This window comes from Streptomyces sp. F001 (assembly GCF_004187715.1).
In the GTDB taxonomy this organism is placed as follows: Bacteria; Actinomycetota; Actinomycetes; order Streptomycetales; family Streptomycetaceae; genus Streptomyces; species Streptomyces flavusporus.
Window position 1 is genome coordinate 173,278 of the sequence record NZ_QZWF01000007.1, and the last position, 14,598, is coordinate 187,875.

Consider the following 14,598-nt stretch of genomic DNA (forward strand, 5'->3'; position numbering starts at 1 on the left):
AGTCCGGGGTGCCGCCCGGTCCGAGACGTCACAGTCTCGTGAGGATTGTGCGCGTCGGGCGTTTCGCCGTGAGGTGCCCGGGTCCCGCCCGTCCCGCCGGATCACACCCGCGCCGGGAGTCACACCCGGGGCAGCGACTCCAGCCCGATGCCGCCCTCGACCGCCAGGATCCGGTGCAGCCGGGTGGCCACCAGCAGGCGCTGCATCTGCGGCGGTACACCGCGCAGCACCAGCCGTCGGCCGCAGCGGCCGGCCCGCCGGTGGGCGCCCATGATGACCCCGAGTCCGGTGGCGTCCCAGGAGTCCAGCTCGGACAGGTCGAGGATGAGGTCGCCGGCTCCGTCGTCGACGGCCGAGTGCAACACCGCACGGGCGTCCGCCGCGCTGCGGACGTCGAGACGGCCCCCGACGACCACCTCGTCGTGGTCGCCCCTGATGTGCATATGCGCTCCCCGTGCGTGCGTCGTGTGCTCCGCGATGAAAGATGATGCCGGTGATGCAACCTCTGACGGTGTTGGGCGGTCAGAGGTTGCCGTCCGTAAGCGAACCGATACCGAATTCACTCCGAGGTGTGATGTCCCTCGAGGCGTGTGCGGTTTCAGTGCTTGTAGAAGCCCTGCCCGCTCTTGCGCCCGATGTCACCCGCGTCAACCATCCGGCGCATCAGCTCCGGCGGAGCGAACTTCTCGTCCTGGGTCTCGGTGTAGATGTTGCCGGTGGCGTGCAGCAGGATGTCGACGCCGGTGAGGTCCGCGGTGGCCAGCGGTCCCATGGCGTGCCCGAAGCCGAGCTTGCAGGCGAGGTCGATGTCCTCGGCGGTCGCGACGCCCGACTCGTACAGCTTGGTCGCCTCGACGACGAGCGCGGAGATGAGCCGGGTCGTCACGAAGCCGGCCACGTCGCGGTTGACGACGATGCAGGTCTTGCCGACGGACTCGGCGAACTCCCGCGCGGTGGCGAGGGTCTCGTCGCTGGTCTTGTAGCCCCGGACGAGTTCGCACAGCTGCATCATCGGGACCGGCGAGAAGAAGTGGGTGCCGACGACGCGCTCCGGGTGCTCCGTCGCGGCCGCGATCTTGGTGATCGGGATGGCGGAGGTGTTGGAGGCGAGTACGGCCTCCGGGCGCACGATCTTGTCGAGCGCGCGGAAGATCTCGTGCTTGACTTCGAGCTTCTCGAAGACGGCCTCGACGACGATGTCCGCGTCGGCGGCGGCGTCCAGGTCGGTGGTCGCGGTGATACGGGCGAGGGCGGCGTCGGCGTCGTGCGCCTCCAACTTGCCCTTGGCGACGAACTTGTCGTACGAGGCCTTGATACCGTCGGTGCCGCGCCTGAGCGCCTCGTCGGTGACATCGCGCAGGACGACGTCCCAGCCCGCCTGGGCGGAGACCTGGGCGATGCCGGAACCCATGAGACCGGCCCCGATGACGGCGAGCTTCCGTGCCACTGACGACTCCCCTGAGATGCTTACTCGCTGTTTACGTATGTTCTCTCCGGCGGACCCTAGCGCTCGTGAGGGGCTGTGTGACCGGTAAGTAATGCGCGTCACGTCTCACATGACGGACATCACACCGGCACGGCTCACTAGGCTGGCCACATGGTCAATCTGACGCGCATCTACACCCGTACCGGCGACCAGGGCACCACCGCCCTCGGCGACATGAGCCGGGTCGCCAAGACCGATCTGCGGATCTCCGCGTACGCGGACGCCAACGAGGCGAACGCGGTGATCGGCACGGCGATCGCGCTGGGCGGGCTGGACGAGGAGATCGTCAAGGTCCTCACCCGGGTGCAGAACGACCTGTTCGACGTGGGTGCGGACCTGTCGACGCCGGTGGTGGAGAACCCGGAGTTCCCGCCGCTCAGGGTGGAGCAGTTCTACATCGACCGCCTGGAAGCGGACTGCGACCGCTTCAACGAGCGTCTGGAGAAGCTCCGCTCGTTCATCCTGCCCGGCGGCACCCCGGGTGCCGCCCTGCTCCACCAGGCCTGCACGGTGGTCCGCCGCGCCGAACGCTCCACGTGGGCGGCCTTGGAGGTACACGCCGAGACCATGAACCCCCTCACCGCGACCTACCTCAACCGCCTGTCGGACCTGCTGTTCATCCTGGCCCGGACGGCCAACGGGGCCGCGGGCGACGTCCTTTGGGTCCCTGGCGGCGAACGCTGAGCGGACTCGGCAAGGTCCGCTGCGGTCCGGGCCACCGGGCTTGCGCCGGAGCCCTCAGCGCGGGGTCCGCTCCTTCACCCGCGTTTCCCGAGCCTCGGAGAGCCCGGCAGGGGCCCTCTTCGGCCAGATCGCGTACGTCAGGGCGATCAGGCCGTGGATGCCGGCCGTGCGCCAGGCGACGAAGATCCAGCTCTTGAGGGAGCTCGTGCGGCTCGGGTCGTCCACGTACCACATGGCGATCAGCAGCAGCACGCTGGCGACCACGGCAGCCACGAGCGTGCCGAGCCACACCCTGCCCTCGTGCCGGGCGCGGGCCATCCCGTAGCGCGGCGGCTTGGCGGGCGGCGCGGCGCCGCCGAAGCGGTGGGCGGCGTGGCCGTCGAGCCACTTCACCGTCCGGTGGCCGTGCCCCACGGTGTAGCCGATGTACAGCGCGGCCAGCCCGTGCTTCCAGCTCGGATCTGCGCCGTTCTTCAGGTCGATCGCCGTGGCGACCAGCAGCACGACCTCCAGCAGCGGTTCGACCAGCAGCAGACCGAGCCCCGTCCGGCGCATCCCGAGGACGTAGCGGAAGAACAGCCCCGCGGCCAGCAGCACCCAGAAGCCGACCTCGCAGACGACGATCAACGTGACGATCACGGCGCACTCCTCTCGGTCACCCGTCCAGGCTCCCGTCGGAATCCGCTCGATTCGTCGTCGCCGCCGACGAAGTACGACTGCATCCTTCGATGTACTCGCGGACGCGCGAACCGTTCCGCGGCATCAGGCGCGACGCGCGCCGCCCGTGTTGGATGGTGTCATGGCCGCACGACTCCCCCGCCCGCACCGCTTCGACCGGTACGTCGCACTGGCCGGCCTGCTGGGCGGGCTGCTGCTGTGGGGCATCGGCCTGGGGATGCGGCCGGCCGGCGAGCCGACCGTGCTGTGGGCGGGGCGCTGGCCCCTCCTCCTGCCGCTCGCCGTGATGGCCGGCTGTGAACTGCTGCGCCGGACCGTCCCGCGCACCGCACTGCTGACCGCCACGGGCGCGATCGTCCTGGACCTCATGACGCAGGGCAACCTGGTCACGGTCCTGATGTACACCGACGTGATGTACGCGGCCGTCCTGTACGGCTCCCCCGCCTCGGCCCGCCGTATCCCGCGGATCACCGGGCTGCTCACGGTGGCGGGGACGATCGTGCCGTTCGCGATCTGGCGGGTGCCGGAGACCCTGCTGATCGGCGCGGCCGTCGGCGTCGTCGCCTTCGCGCCCGCGTCGACCGGTCTGATCGTGCGCAACCACCGCGAGGCGGCCGAGGCCGCCCGGCTGCGGGCCGAACAGACCGCGCTGCTCGCCGAGATGGACCGCACGCAGGCTGTCGTCGCCGAACGCGCACGGGTGGCCCGCGAGTTGCACGACATGGTCGCCAACCACCTCTCGGCGATCGCCATCCACTCCACGGCCGCGCTCTCCCTCGACGACCCCGAGACCTCGAAACAGGCCCTGGGCGTCATCCGCGAGAACAGCGTCGAGGGACTCGCGGAGATGCGCCGGCTGATCGGGATCCTGCGGGACGACAGCGGCGACTCCGAGCCCGCCGCGGCGCCCACCCTCGACGGTCTCGGCGCGCTGGCCGACACCGCCCGCGCCAACGGCCTCGACGTCACCGTCGACGCCGAGCACGGCGAGAAGCTGCCCGCGCCGGTGGAGCTCGCCGCGTACCGGATCGTGCAGGAGTCCCTGACCAACGCCCTCAAGCATGCCGGCCCCGGCCGGGTCACGGTGACGCTGCGGCAGCTCGACGGTTTGCTGGGCATCGCCGTGACCAGCCCGTACGGCGACCGCGACGGGCCTCGCGCGCCCGGCTCCGGTGCCGGTCTGATCGGCATGCGGGAGCGGGCCGCGCTGCTGGGCGGCAGCTTCGAGGCCGGCCCCGAGGACTCCGCCCGGGGCAAGATCTGGGCGGTGCGCGCCACCCTGCCTCTCGTCGACGTCGAAGGAGTCACCGAATGATCCGCGTGCTCGTCGCCGAGGACCAGTCCGCCGTCCGCGCCGGGCTCGTCCTCATCCTGCGCAGCGCGCCCGACATCGAGGTGGTCGGTGAGGCGGCCGACGGTGAGCAGGCGGTGGCGCTCGCCCGTGAGCTGCGGCCGGACCTGGTGTTGATGGACGTTCAGATGCCGCGTCTGGACGGGGTGTCGGCGACCCGGCAGGTGGTCGCCGAGGGGCTCGCCGACGTACTGGTCCTGACGACCTTCGACCTGGACGCGTACGTGTTCGGCGCGCTGCGCGCGGGCGCGTCAGGGTTCCTGCTGAAGAACACGGACGCGAAGGATCTGCTGGAGGCGGTACGGACGGTGGCGCGCGGCGAGGGCCTGATCGCGCCGGCCGTGACGCGCAGGCTGATCGCCGAGTTCGCCGCCAAGCCCGTACGGGAGTCCAGGGCCGACCCTTCGGTCCTGGACAGCCTCACCCGGCGCGAGCGCGAGGTCCTGTCCTGCCTGGGCGAGGGCCTGTCCAACGCCGATATCGCCGCCCGCCTCGACATGGCGGAGGCCACGGTGAAGACGCACGTCAGCCGGTTGCTGGGGAAGCTGGAGCTGCGCAGCCGGGTGCAAGCGGCGGTGCTGGCACAGGAGTTGGGGATCTAGAGGACTTTTCGGGGTAGTGGTCCAGACCTATTGACCCGTGGTCCAGACCTTTCTATTCTCGCGGCACTGTGGGCCTGATGGCTCAGTCATGCCCCGACAACAACCCCACAAGGAGGCGCAGCATGCGCTTCAGACAGAGAGCCTTGGCAGGCTTCGCGACCCTGCTGCTCCCGCTCGCCGGTCTGGTCGGTCTCGCCAGTCCCGCCCAGGCCGCCACCGAAGCCACCGCCACTTACAGCAAGACCCAGGACTGGGGCACCGGCTTCGAAGGCAAGTGGACCGTCAAGAACACCGGCACCACCACCATCAACGCATGGACCGTCGAGTGGGACTTCCCCTCCGGCACGTCCGTCACCTCCGCCTGGGACGCCGACGTCACCTCCTCCGGCACCCACTGGACCGCCAAGAACAAGTCCTGGAACGGCACCCTCGCCCCCGGCGCCTCCGTCTCCTTCGGTTTCAACGGCACCGGCTCCGGCGCGCCGAGCAACTGCAAGCTCAACGGCGGCAGTTGTGACGGTGGCTCGGTCCCGGGTGACAACCCGCCCTCCGCCCCCGGCACCCCCACCGCCTCCGACATCACCAACACCTCGGTGAAGTTGTCCTGGAGCGCGGCCACCGACGACAAGGGCATCAAGAACTACGACGTCCTGCGCGGCGGCACCAAGGTCGCCACCGTCACCGGCACGACCTACACGGACACCGGCCTGACCGCCGGCACCGACTACTCGTACACCGTCCAGGCCCGGGACACCGCCGACCAGACCGGCCCGGTCTCCGGCGCCCGTGCGGTCCGCACCACCGGCGGCGGCACCGACCCCGGCCCGGGTGAGAAGGTCAACCTCGGCTACTTCACCGAGTGGGGCGTCTACGGCCGCAACTACCACGTCAAGAACCTGGTGACCTCGGGCTCCGCGTCCAAGATCACGCACATCAACTACGCGTTCGGCAACGTCAAGAACGGCCAGTGCGTGCTGGACGACGCCTACGCCGCCACCGACAAGGCCTACACCGCCGACCAGTCCGTGAGCGGCGTCGCCGACACCTGGGACCAGCCGCTGCGCGGCAACTTCAACCAGCTGCGTCAGCTGAAGGCCAAGTACCCCCACATCAAGGTGCTGTACTCCTTCGGCGGCTGGACCTACTCCGGCGGCTTCGGCCAGGCCGCGCAGAACCCGGCCGCGTTCGCCAAGTCCTGCAAGGCCGTCGTGGAGGACCCGCGCTGGGCCGATGTCTTCGACGGCATCGACATCGACTGGGAGTACCCGAACGCCTGCGGCCTGACCTGTGACACCTCCGGCCCGGCGGCCTTCAGGAACCTGATGTCGGCGCTGCGCACCGAGTTCGGCTCGAACTACCTGGTCACGGCGGCCATCACCGCCGACGGCTCCTCCGGCGGCAAGATCGACGCGGCCGACTACGGCGGCGCCGCCCAGTACCTCGACTGGTACAACGTGATGACGTACGACTACTTCGGCGCCTTCGACGCGGACGGCCCGACCGCTCCGCACTCGCCGCTCACCTCGTACCCCGGCATCCCGCAGGCGGGCTTCAACTCGGCCGACGCGATCGCCAAGCTCAAGGCCAAGGGTGTGCCGTCCGCCAAGCTGCTGCTCGGCATCGGCTTCTACGGCCGCGGCTGGACCGGCGTCACCCAGTCCGCCCCCGGCGGCTCGGCGACCGGCGCGGCACCCGGCACCTACGAGGCCGGCATCGAGGACTACAAGGTCCTGAAGAACTCCTGCCCCGCGAACGGCACCATCGCGGGCACGGCGTACGCGCACTGCGGCAGCAACTGGTGGTCGTACGACACCCCGTCGACGATCGCCGGGAAGATGACCTGGGCCAAGAACCAGGGCCTGGGTGGCGCGTTCTTCTGGGAGTTCAGCGGCGACACCAGCAACGGTGAGCTGGTGAGCGCCATCAGCAACGGGCTGAACTGACGCCCGGCCATCCGCACTGCGGCATCTGAAGCCGGAGAGGCAGGCCCTCCCCCTCCCTCTCCGGCTTCACCCGCGCTCGGGCGCGGGATCGGTCAGATGGCGGGCGCAGCGACCCGTGTGTACGTCCGGCCGTTGCTGGTGGCGGCGGGCGTGGTCACCGTGACGGAGACCGGCCCGGCGGGCCCTGCCGGAGCGACGGCGGTGACCTGCGTCGGGGAGACCACCGTGAACGATGCGGGGACGGCGCCGAACTGGACGCGAGTGGCGGCCGCGAGGTTGCTGCCGGTCAGCGTGACGACCGTACCGGCGTGCGTCGGCCCCTTGTCGGGTACCAGGGAGGCCAGCACGGGCGCGTCGAGGAAGACATAGCCGAGGGGATTGCTGGTGCCGCCGGGGGTGATCACCGTGACCTCCGTGGCACCAGGGGCATGGCTCCGGGTCACCGCGGTGATCTGTGTGGCGGAGTCGACGGTGAACGAGGCGGCCGCCGCGCCGTCGAACAGCACCGCCGTCGCACCGAGGAGGTTGTTGCCGGTGAGCCTGACCGTGGTGCCGCCCGCTGTGGGGCCGGAGGCAGGGTCGAGGGCGGTCAGCGTGGGCAACGCGGCGTAGAAGAAGAACGCGTCGGGGTCGTCGGGGTCGCTGGTGCCGCCGACCGTGGTCACCGTGACGACCGCGGCGCCGGCCGCGTGGGCGGGGGTCACCGCGGTGATCTGGGTGCTGCTGTTGGCCGTGAATGAGGTCGCCGCCACGCCGCCGAACCGCACCCCCGTCACATTGGTGAAGCCCGTGCCCGTCAGCATCACCGTCGTCCCCCCGGAGGCCGGCCCCCGATTCGGCGACAGGCCGGTGATTGAGGGAGCGGCGACATAGGTGAACGTGAGGGCGTTGCTGGTGCCACCCGAAGTGGTCACGGTGACGTCGGCCGGGCCTGCGGAGCGGGCAGGGCTGACCGCGGTGATCTGGGTGCTGCTGTTGACGGTGAACGAGGTCGCCGCCACGCCGCCGAACCGCACGCCCGTCACATTGGTGAAGCCCGTGCCCGTCAGCGTCACCGTCGTCCCCCCGGAGGCCGGCCCCTGATTCGGCGACAGGCTCGAGAGGGTGGGAGCCGTGGAATAGGTGAAGGGCACGGACTGGGTGCTGGTGCCCTGGGTCGTGGTGACGGTGACGTTCACTGTTCCGCTGCCGGCCGGAGTCACGGCCGTGATCTGCGTGCTGCTGTTGACCGTGAACGACGTGGCGGGGATGGATCCGAACCGGACGATAACCACTCCCGTGAAATCGGTTCCGGTCACGATGACGGTGGTACCACCTGTGGGCGGCCCCTGGCTGGGACTGACCGAAGTGACCACAGGAGGGGCCATGGCTGTACTCCTTCACGCAGGGCTGAGGGATCGATGACACATGCGGCCACGTCATGGCAGGGCTTCGGGTCGAGCCCGTCCGGGCGGCGGGGGGACTGCCGCCCGGACGGGGGTTCTGCGCCGCCCTGTTACGGAGGCGATCGGACCGGTCAGATGCCGGGCCCGGCGACGTAGGTGAAGCCGCCGAGTTCGGTGTCCGATCCGGCGGGGTTGGTCACGACGACGTCGGCCGCTCCCGCGGTGCCGGGCGGTGTGACCACGGACAGCGTGGTGGCGCTGATCACCGAGAACGGTGCCGCGGCGCCGTCGAAGGTGACCGACTCCGTGCTGTCCAGGCTGGTGCCGGTGATGGTGACCGCCGTCCCGCCCGAGGTCGGACCCTCGGCCGGGCTGACGGTGGTGATCGCGGGGACGTCGACGTAGGTGTAGCTGAGGCCGTTGTTGGTGCCGCCCGCGGTGGTCACGCTCACTCCCACCGGACCGGCCGCCGCGCCCGCGGGCACGACGACGCTGAGCGAGCTGTCACTGACCACGGTCGGAGTGGCGGTGGCCGCGCCGAAGGCCACACTGGTGGCCGTCGACAGACCCGTGCCGCTGATGGTGATGGTGTTGCCGCCGGCCAGCGGCCCGGAGATGGCGCTCAGGGACGCCTTGAACGGGGCGCCCACGTAGAAGAACGACACGGGGTTGCTGGTGCCGCCCGGGGTGGTCACCGTGACCCCGACCGTGCCGGTTCCCGACGGGGAGACGGCGGTGACCTGCGTCGGGGAGACGTTGGTGACGTTCGTGGCGGCCTTGCTGCCGAACTTCACCGCGCTGGTGTTGGACAGGTTCGTGCCGGTGATGGTCACCAGGGTGCCGCCCCCGGTGGAACCCTGATTCGGAGAGATGGGCATGAGGACACTCCTCGCTCGTTGATGGGGACATTGCGAGGAACCGACCGGGTTGGGCCAGCCACTGGCTGCCGCGTCGCAGAAGAGGGACCGCCGCCGAAGGCACGTACGTCGCCCTCTTCCCGCCCCGTTTCGATGCGGCGAGCACCGCTCAGCGATGCTGCCGCGCCCCGGGTGAACGAACCGGCACGGCCCTCGTACGACGGCCGGGTACACCGCAGCCTCCGCCGTCTGTCCAGGGCAAGGAAAAGCCGGCGGGTGCTGCCTGTCCGAACGTTCCCCCGGCTCGGGGATGGGCAGCCCGCCGGTTCACACTCTCAGTGACCCATACATCCAATCGAGTGACAAGACACAGTCACCCTCCATCACCCGAACGAAGTAACCCCTGACCCTTTTTCCCTCCTTACACCTTTCTTCTGTCGAACTTTCGCTCCCAAGTCAAACGCTTGTTCGAGAACAGCAGTCAATGTCAAGCCCCGGACACGGCCCGAGGCTTGGCATTGACCATCCGTCACACCGGGCAGCCGGGGACAGCTCCGGCGGGCGCGCACTGGTCAGGTCTGTTGAGCACTACCCGCGTCCCGGACACAGTGACCGAGCCTCCGCCCTCGTCGCGGAAGATCCCACCTCCCCGGCCTCCTGTTCCCAGGCCTCCTGCTACGTTCTCGGTGACCTGGCCGCCGATCAGGCTGGCAACGCCGCCCTGCTGGTTCCGGCGACCCTGGTACAGGCCACCACCGTCACTTCCGGCGTCGTTCTTGTCCACCTCCGTGCCCACCAGTTGCAGCGTGCTGTCGAAGTTGGCGATGCCTCCGCCGGAGGAAGCGGCCTCGTTCTCCTCCACATGACCGCCGTAGACGGTGAGGGAGCCGAGCGCCGCGAAGATGCCTCCGCCTTCGAAGGTCTCGGTGCTGTTGACCCTGATATCCGCGTTGTTGAGGACGGTGGTGCCGGCGGTGAACAGTCCTCCGCCCGTGAAATCCGCCGTGTTGTTCTCGACGGCTCCCCTGTCCATCGTCAGCTGCGCGGCGGAGGCCACATGGATTCCGCCGCCGTCGCCGGCGGTGTTGTCCGACACGGTGCTGCTGGTGAGGTGCGCCCTGGCGCCGGCTGCGACCGCGATACCGCCGCCCAGGAAGGAAGCGGTGTTGTCGCTCACCCGGCTCCCGACCAGGCTCAGGCTGCCTGCGGTGAGGATGCCGCCGCCGGCCGTGCCGGCACCCCCGGTCGCACTGCCCCCCGACACGGTGATCCCGTTGAGGGTGAGGGACCCCTGCGAAGCGACCTCGGCGATGCGGAACGGTGTGGCCGACGTGCGGGTGATGGTGGACTGGGTACCGGTGATGGTGACGATCCCGGTGATGGCCGGCAGCCCGTTGGCCCCTCCAGCCACGGCCGGAGCGGTGAGTTCGTACTCGCATCCCGCCGACAGCAGAATGGATCCTGCCCCACGGGTGTTCGCCTCGTTGATCTGCTCGATCAGTTCGGCGACGTCCCCGCACGGTACCGGTGCCGCCTGGCGTGCAGGCGGGGACGTGGCGATGGCCGGCGTGGCGACCAGGGCCACTGAAGCACTCAGCAGCGCGGTCGCCGCCACCCCACAGACGTTCTTCACGGTCGACACGTGTTCTCCCTTTGAGTCGTTGTTGTTCAACTTCATCGGGAGCGTGGGCCGTTGGCACCCAGTGTGATCTGGACGGGTGAAGGCGTAGGGCAGCGGGGCGTAGCCCGTTACGGCAATCAGGTCACACCGGAATTCATCCGGCCGGCGTTTCTCAGCGATCCGGCATGCCTGAGCGGCGGGCAGCGGTTATGGCCCTGAGCCATTCGGGTGACATATGCCAATTGCCTTGCGGCTGCAGCGCGGGAAATGGATTACTGGAATGGATCTAACCGGTGGGCCGCCCATTCTCGCCGGGGGATGCGGCAGTCGGTTCATCCGCGGCTTTCTGCAGGAGCTCGGGTGATCACACCGGCATACCGCGATGGGCACCCCTGGTGGAGAATTTGGATCCCGTTCAGCCGGTGCCGTTCGCGGCACCGGCTGATGCGGTAGCTCGGACCACAACAGCCATCAGGCGACGTTCACACGCTGCCCCGGAGGCGCCGCCTCCAGCCAGGCAAGGAAACCGGTCAACGCGTCTTCGCTCATGGCGAGTTCAAGACGCGTGCCCCGGTGCAGACAGACCAGGATCACCGCGTCGGACAGCAGCGCCAGCTCCTCCTCGCCCTCGGGAACCCGGCGGCCGGCCACCTCGATCTGGGAGCGTTCCAGGATGCGGCGCGGGCGGGGGGCGTAGGAGAAGACCCGGTACCACTCCACCCGGTCGCCGTTGTAGCGGGCCACGCCGTAGGCCCAGCCCTTGCCGCCGGTGTCGGGTTTCTCGGGGACGTCCCAGCGCAGGCTGCAGTCGAAGGTGCCGCCGGAGCGCTGGATGAGTCTGCGGCGCAGGCCGAAGACGAACAGACCCACCACCACGAGGGCCACGACAATTCCGCACACAGTCAGAGCGAGGACCATCGGCACCGACCTCCTCGTCTCCTAGGTAACGGAACGTAAAAAACACCCACATCTGGCTCAGCCGCGGCCGGATCCGGATTGCTCCGGTTCCAGCCGCGGCTGAGTGACGTCATCGCACGGCGCGTGCTCTGGTCAGCGCGCCGTCGCCGCACGCAGTCGGACCTCCGCGCGACGCTCGGCGAAGGCATCCTCCTCCGACTTCGCGCGTTCGAGCGCCCGCTCCGCGCGCTGGACATCGATCTCGTCCGACAGCTCGGCGATCTCGGCCAGCAGCGACAGCTTGTTGTCCGCGAACGAGATGAAACCGCCGTGCACCGCGGCGACGACCGTCCCACCATCACTCGTACGGATGGTCACCGGGCCCGACTCCAGCACACCGAGCAGCGGCTGGTGACCGGGCATGACGCCGATGTCGCCGGACGTGGTGCGCGCGACGACCAGGGTGGCCTCGCCGGACCAGACCTCTCGGTCGGCCGCGACCAGCGCGACGTGCAGCTCAGCAGCCAAGGGTGGCTCCTCGGGTCACCACCCGGCGTGGTTGCCGGGTGTTGGTTCATAAGTCTAGTAGGGCTCCGAGCACCAAGTCGTCGAGGCCCAGCCCCAGGGCTCTGCTGGGGGTCTGGGGGTTATCCCCCAGGCAATGCAGCAATGGGCGTGAGAGAGGGGGCGGGACGCGCCCGCCCCCTCCTCAAGAGCACGACGTCAGGAGACGCCCAGCTCCTTCGCGTTCTTCTTCAGGTCCTCGAGACCACCGCACATGAAGAACGCCTGCTCGGGGAAGTGGTCGTACTCACCGTCGCAGATCGCGTTGAACGCGGCGATCGACTCCTCCAGCGGCACGTCCGAACCGTCCACGCCGGTGAACTGCTTGGCGACGTGGGTGTTCTGGGACAGGAAGCGCTCCACGCGACGGGCACGGTGGACGACGAGCTTGTCCTCCTCGCCGAGCTCGTCGATACCGAGGATCGCGATGATGTCCTGGAGGTCCTTGTACTTCTGCAGGATCGTCTTGACGCGCATGGCGGCGTCGTAGTGGTCCTGCGCGATGTAGCGCGGGTCCAGGATGCGGGACGTGGAGTCCAGCGGGTCCACGGCCGGGTAGATGCCCTTCTCGGAGATCGGACGGGAGAGAACCGTCGTCGCGTCGAGGTGGGCGAACGTGGTGGCCGGGGCCGGGTCGGTCAGGTCGTCCGCGGGGACGTAGATCGCCTGCATCGAGGTGATCGAGTGACCGCGGGTCGAGGTGATGCGCTCCTGGAGGAGGCCCATCTCGTCGGCCAGGTTCGGCTGGTAGCCCACCGCGGAGGGCATACGGCCGAGCAGGGTCGACACCTCGGAACCGGCCTGGGTGAAGCGGAAGATGTTGTCGATGAAGAACAGCACGTCCTGCTTCTGCACATCGCGGAAGTACTCCGCCATGGTCAGACCGGCGAGGGCCACGCGCAGACGGGTGCCCGGGGGCTCGTCCATCTGACCGAAGACCAGCGCGGTCTTGTCGATGACGCCCGAGTCCGACATCTCCTCGATGAGGTCGTTGCCCTCACGGGTGCGCTCACCGACACCGGCGAACACGGAGACACCGTCGTGGTTGTTGGCGACGCGGTAGATCATCTCCTGGATGAGCACCGTCTTGCCGACGCCGGCGCCGCCGAACAGACCGATCTTGCCGCCCTTGACGTACGGGGTCAGCAGGTCGATGACCTTGACGCCGGTCTCGAACATCTCGGTCTTCGACTCGAGCTCGTCGAAGTTCGGGGCCTTGCGGTGGATGGACCAGCGCTCGCCCTCGTAGGTCTCGTCGACGTTCAGCACCTCACCGAGGGTGTTGAACACCTTGCCCTTGGTGAAGTCGCCGACCGGGACGGTGATGCCGTCGCCGGTGTTCACGACCGGGGCCTGGCGGACCAGACCGTCGGTGGGCTGCATGGAGATCGCGCGGACCAGGCCTTCACCCAGGTGCTGGGCGACCTCGAGGGTCAGCGTCTTCTTCTCGCCCTGGTTCGCCGGGTCGGAGACCTCGACGTGGAGGGCGTTGTAGATGTCCGGCATCGCGTCGACGGGGAACTCCACGTCGACGACCGGGCCGATGACCCGCGCGACGCGGCCCGTCGCCGTGGCCGTCTCAACAGTGGTGGTCATTAGTAGTCACTCCCCGCGGTCGCGTCGGCCAGGGCGCTCGCGCCACCGACGATCTCGCTGATTTCCTGGGTGATTTCGGCCTGGCGGGCCGCGTTGGCAAGCCGGGTGAGGTTCTCGATGAGCTCACCGGCGTTGTCAGTGGCCGACTTCATCGCGCGCCGCGTGGCGGCGTGCTTGGAGGCGGCCGACTGGAGCAGCGCGTTGTAGATGCGGCTCTCCACATAGCGCGGCAGCAGGGCGTCGAGGACGTCCTCCGCCGACGGCTCGAAGTCGTACAGCGGAAGGATCTCGCCCTTGGGCGCCTCCTCCGCGACCTCTTCGAGGCTGAGCGGCAGCATGCGGGAGTCGACCGCAGTCTGCGTCATCATCGACACGAACTCCGTGTAGACGATGTGGAGTTCGTCCACGCCGCCGTCCGCGGTGTCCTTCTCGATGGCCCCGATCAGGGGCGCCGCGACCTTCTTGGCGTCCGCGTACGTGGGCTCGTCGGTGAAGCCGGTCCACGACTGAGCGATCTTGCGCTCACGGAAGTTGTAGTGGGCCACACCGCGCCGGCCGACGATGTACGTGTCGACCTGCTTGCCCTCGCGCTCGAGGCGCTCGGTCAGCTGCTCCGCCGCCTTGATGGCGTTGGAGTTGAAGGCACCGGCGAGACCACGGTCGCTCGTCAGCAGCAGCACCGCGGACCGGGTGACCGTCTCGGCCTGGGTGGTCAGCGGGTGCTTGGTGTTCGACCCGGTACCGACCGCCCTGACCGCGCGGGTCAGTTCCTGCGCGTACGGCGTGGAGGCCGCCACCTTGCGCTGCGCCTTGACGACGCGCGAGGCGGCGATCATCTCCATCGCCTTGGTGATCTTCTTGGTCGCGGTGACGGATCGGATGCGACGCTTGTAGACCCGGAGCTGGGCTCCCATGAGTCAGGTCCCTTCCTTTA

14 protein-coding genes are annotated in these 14,598 nt (G+C 69.0%); 4 read left to right on the forward strand and 10 right to left on the reverse strand.

The annotated features are described in order from the left end of the window. Window positions 1-119 precede the first annotated feature (119 nt). Window positions 120-443, reverse strand: a complete 324-nt coding sequence (locus StrepF001_RS25400; RefSeq protein ID WP_129800538.1) for an STAS domain-containing protein — start codon at window positions 441-443, stop codon at window positions 120-122. Between the two features lie 155 nt (window positions 444-598). Then, entirely contained in the window at window positions 599-1,447 is an 849-nt protein-coding gene (locus StrepF001_RS25405) for a 3-hydroxyacyl-CoA dehydrogenase family protein (protein WP_129800539.1), read from the reverse strand. A gap of 150 nt (window positions 1,448-1,597) precedes the next feature. On the opposite strand from StrepF001_RS25405, the gene StrepF001_RS25410 reads away from it, so the two are divergent. Further along, on the forward strand, window positions 1,598-2,170 hold the full coding sequence (locus tag StrepF001_RS25410) for a cob(I)yrinic acid a,c-diamide adenosyltransferase (RefSeq protein ID WP_129800540.1): 573 nt from the start codon (window positions 1,598-1,600) through the stop codon (window positions 2,168-2,170). A gap of 54 nt (window positions 2,171-2,224) precedes the next feature. Here the strand turns inward: StrepF001_RS25410 and StrepF001_RS25415 are convergent, their stop codons facing one another. After that, window positions 2,225-2,809, reverse strand: coding sequence for a hypothetical protein (locus StrepF001_RS25415; protein WP_129800541.1), 585 nt, complete (start codon window positions 2,807-2,809; stop codon window positions 2,225-2,227). A 160-nt stretch (window positions 2,810-2,969) separates the two neighbouring features. Between StrepF001_RS25415 and StrepF001_RS25420 the strand changes: the two genes are divergently transcribed. From StrepF001_RS25420 to StrepF001_RS25430, 3 genes are all read left to right on the forward strand, one after another. Beyond that, window positions 2,970-4,163 carry a histidine kinase gene (locus StrepF001_RS25420; protein WP_129800542.1) on the forward strand — a complete coding sequence of 398 codons (1,194 nt, stop codon included), beginning with the start codon at window positions 2,970-2,972 and terminating at the stop codon, window positions 4,161-4,163. After that, entirely contained in the window at window positions 4,160-4,801 is a 642-nt protein-coding gene (locus StrepF001_RS25425; RefSeq protein ID WP_129800543.1) for a response regulator transcription factor, read from the forward strand. The genes StrepF001_RS25420 and StrepF001_RS25425 overlap by 4 nt, the downstream gene beginning before the upstream one ends. Window positions 4,802-4,923: 122 nt before the next feature. Further along, window positions 4,924-6,744: a glycoside hydrolase family 18 chitinase gene (locus StrepF001_RS25430; protein WP_129800544.1), complete on the forward strand. Its 1,821-nt coding sequence runs from the start codon at window positions 4,924-4,926 to the stop codon at window positions 6,742-6,744. Between the two features lie 92 nt (window positions 6,745-6,836). Here the strand turns inward: StrepF001_RS25430 and StrepF001_RS25435 are convergent, their stop codons facing one another. From StrepF001_RS25435 to StrepF001_RS25465, 7 genes are all read right to left on the reverse strand, one after another. Continuing rightward, entirely contained in the window at window positions 6,837-8,111 is a 1,275-nt protein-coding gene (locus tag StrepF001_RS25435) for an IPT/TIG domain-containing protein (RefSeq protein WP_129800545.1), read from the reverse strand. 149 nt (window positions 8,112-8,260) lie between these two features. Beyond that, window positions 8,261-9,007, reverse strand: coding sequence for an IPT/TIG domain-containing protein (locus tag StrepF001_RS25440; RefSeq protein WP_129800546.1), 747 nt, complete (start codon window positions 9,005-9,007; stop codon window positions 8,261-8,263). Window positions 9,008-9,515: 508 nt separating this feature from the next. Continuing rightward, on the reverse strand, window positions 9,516-10,628 hold the full coding sequence (locus StrepF001_RS25445; protein WP_240797676.1) for a right-handed parallel beta-helix repeat-containing protein: 1,113 nt from the start codon (window positions 10,626-10,628) through the stop codon (window positions 9,516-9,518). A gap of 450 nt (window positions 10,629-11,078) precedes the next feature. After that, window positions 11,079-11,525 (reverse strand): DUF2550 domain-containing protein, encoded by a 447-nt coding sequence (locus StrepF001_RS25450; protein ID WP_129800547.1) that lies wholly within the window; start codon window positions 11,523-11,525, stop codon window positions 11,079-11,081. A gap of 132 nt (window positions 11,526-11,657) precedes the next feature. Next, on the reverse strand, window positions 11,658-12,032 hold the full coding sequence (locus tag StrepF001_RS25455) for a F0F1 ATP synthase subunit epsilon (protein WP_129800548.1): 375 nt from the start codon (window positions 12,030-12,032) through the stop codon (window positions 11,658-11,660). A 195-nt stretch (window positions 12,033-12,227) separates the two neighbouring features. Next, a complete protein-coding gene (atpD, locus tag StrepF001_RS25460) occupies window positions 12,228-13,664 on the reverse strand; it encodes a F0F1 ATP synthase subunit beta (RefSeq protein WP_129800549.1) in 1,437 nt (478 codons plus the stop codon). Then, window positions 13,664-14,578, reverse strand: a complete 915-nt coding sequence (locus StrepF001_RS25465) for a F0F1 ATP synthase subunit gamma (RefSeq protein ID WP_129800550.1) — start codon at window positions 14,576-14,578, stop codon at window positions 13,664-13,666. The genes atpD and StrepF001_RS25465 overlap by 1 nt, the downstream gene beginning before the upstream one ends. Window positions 14,579-14,598 lie beyond the last annotated feature (20 nt).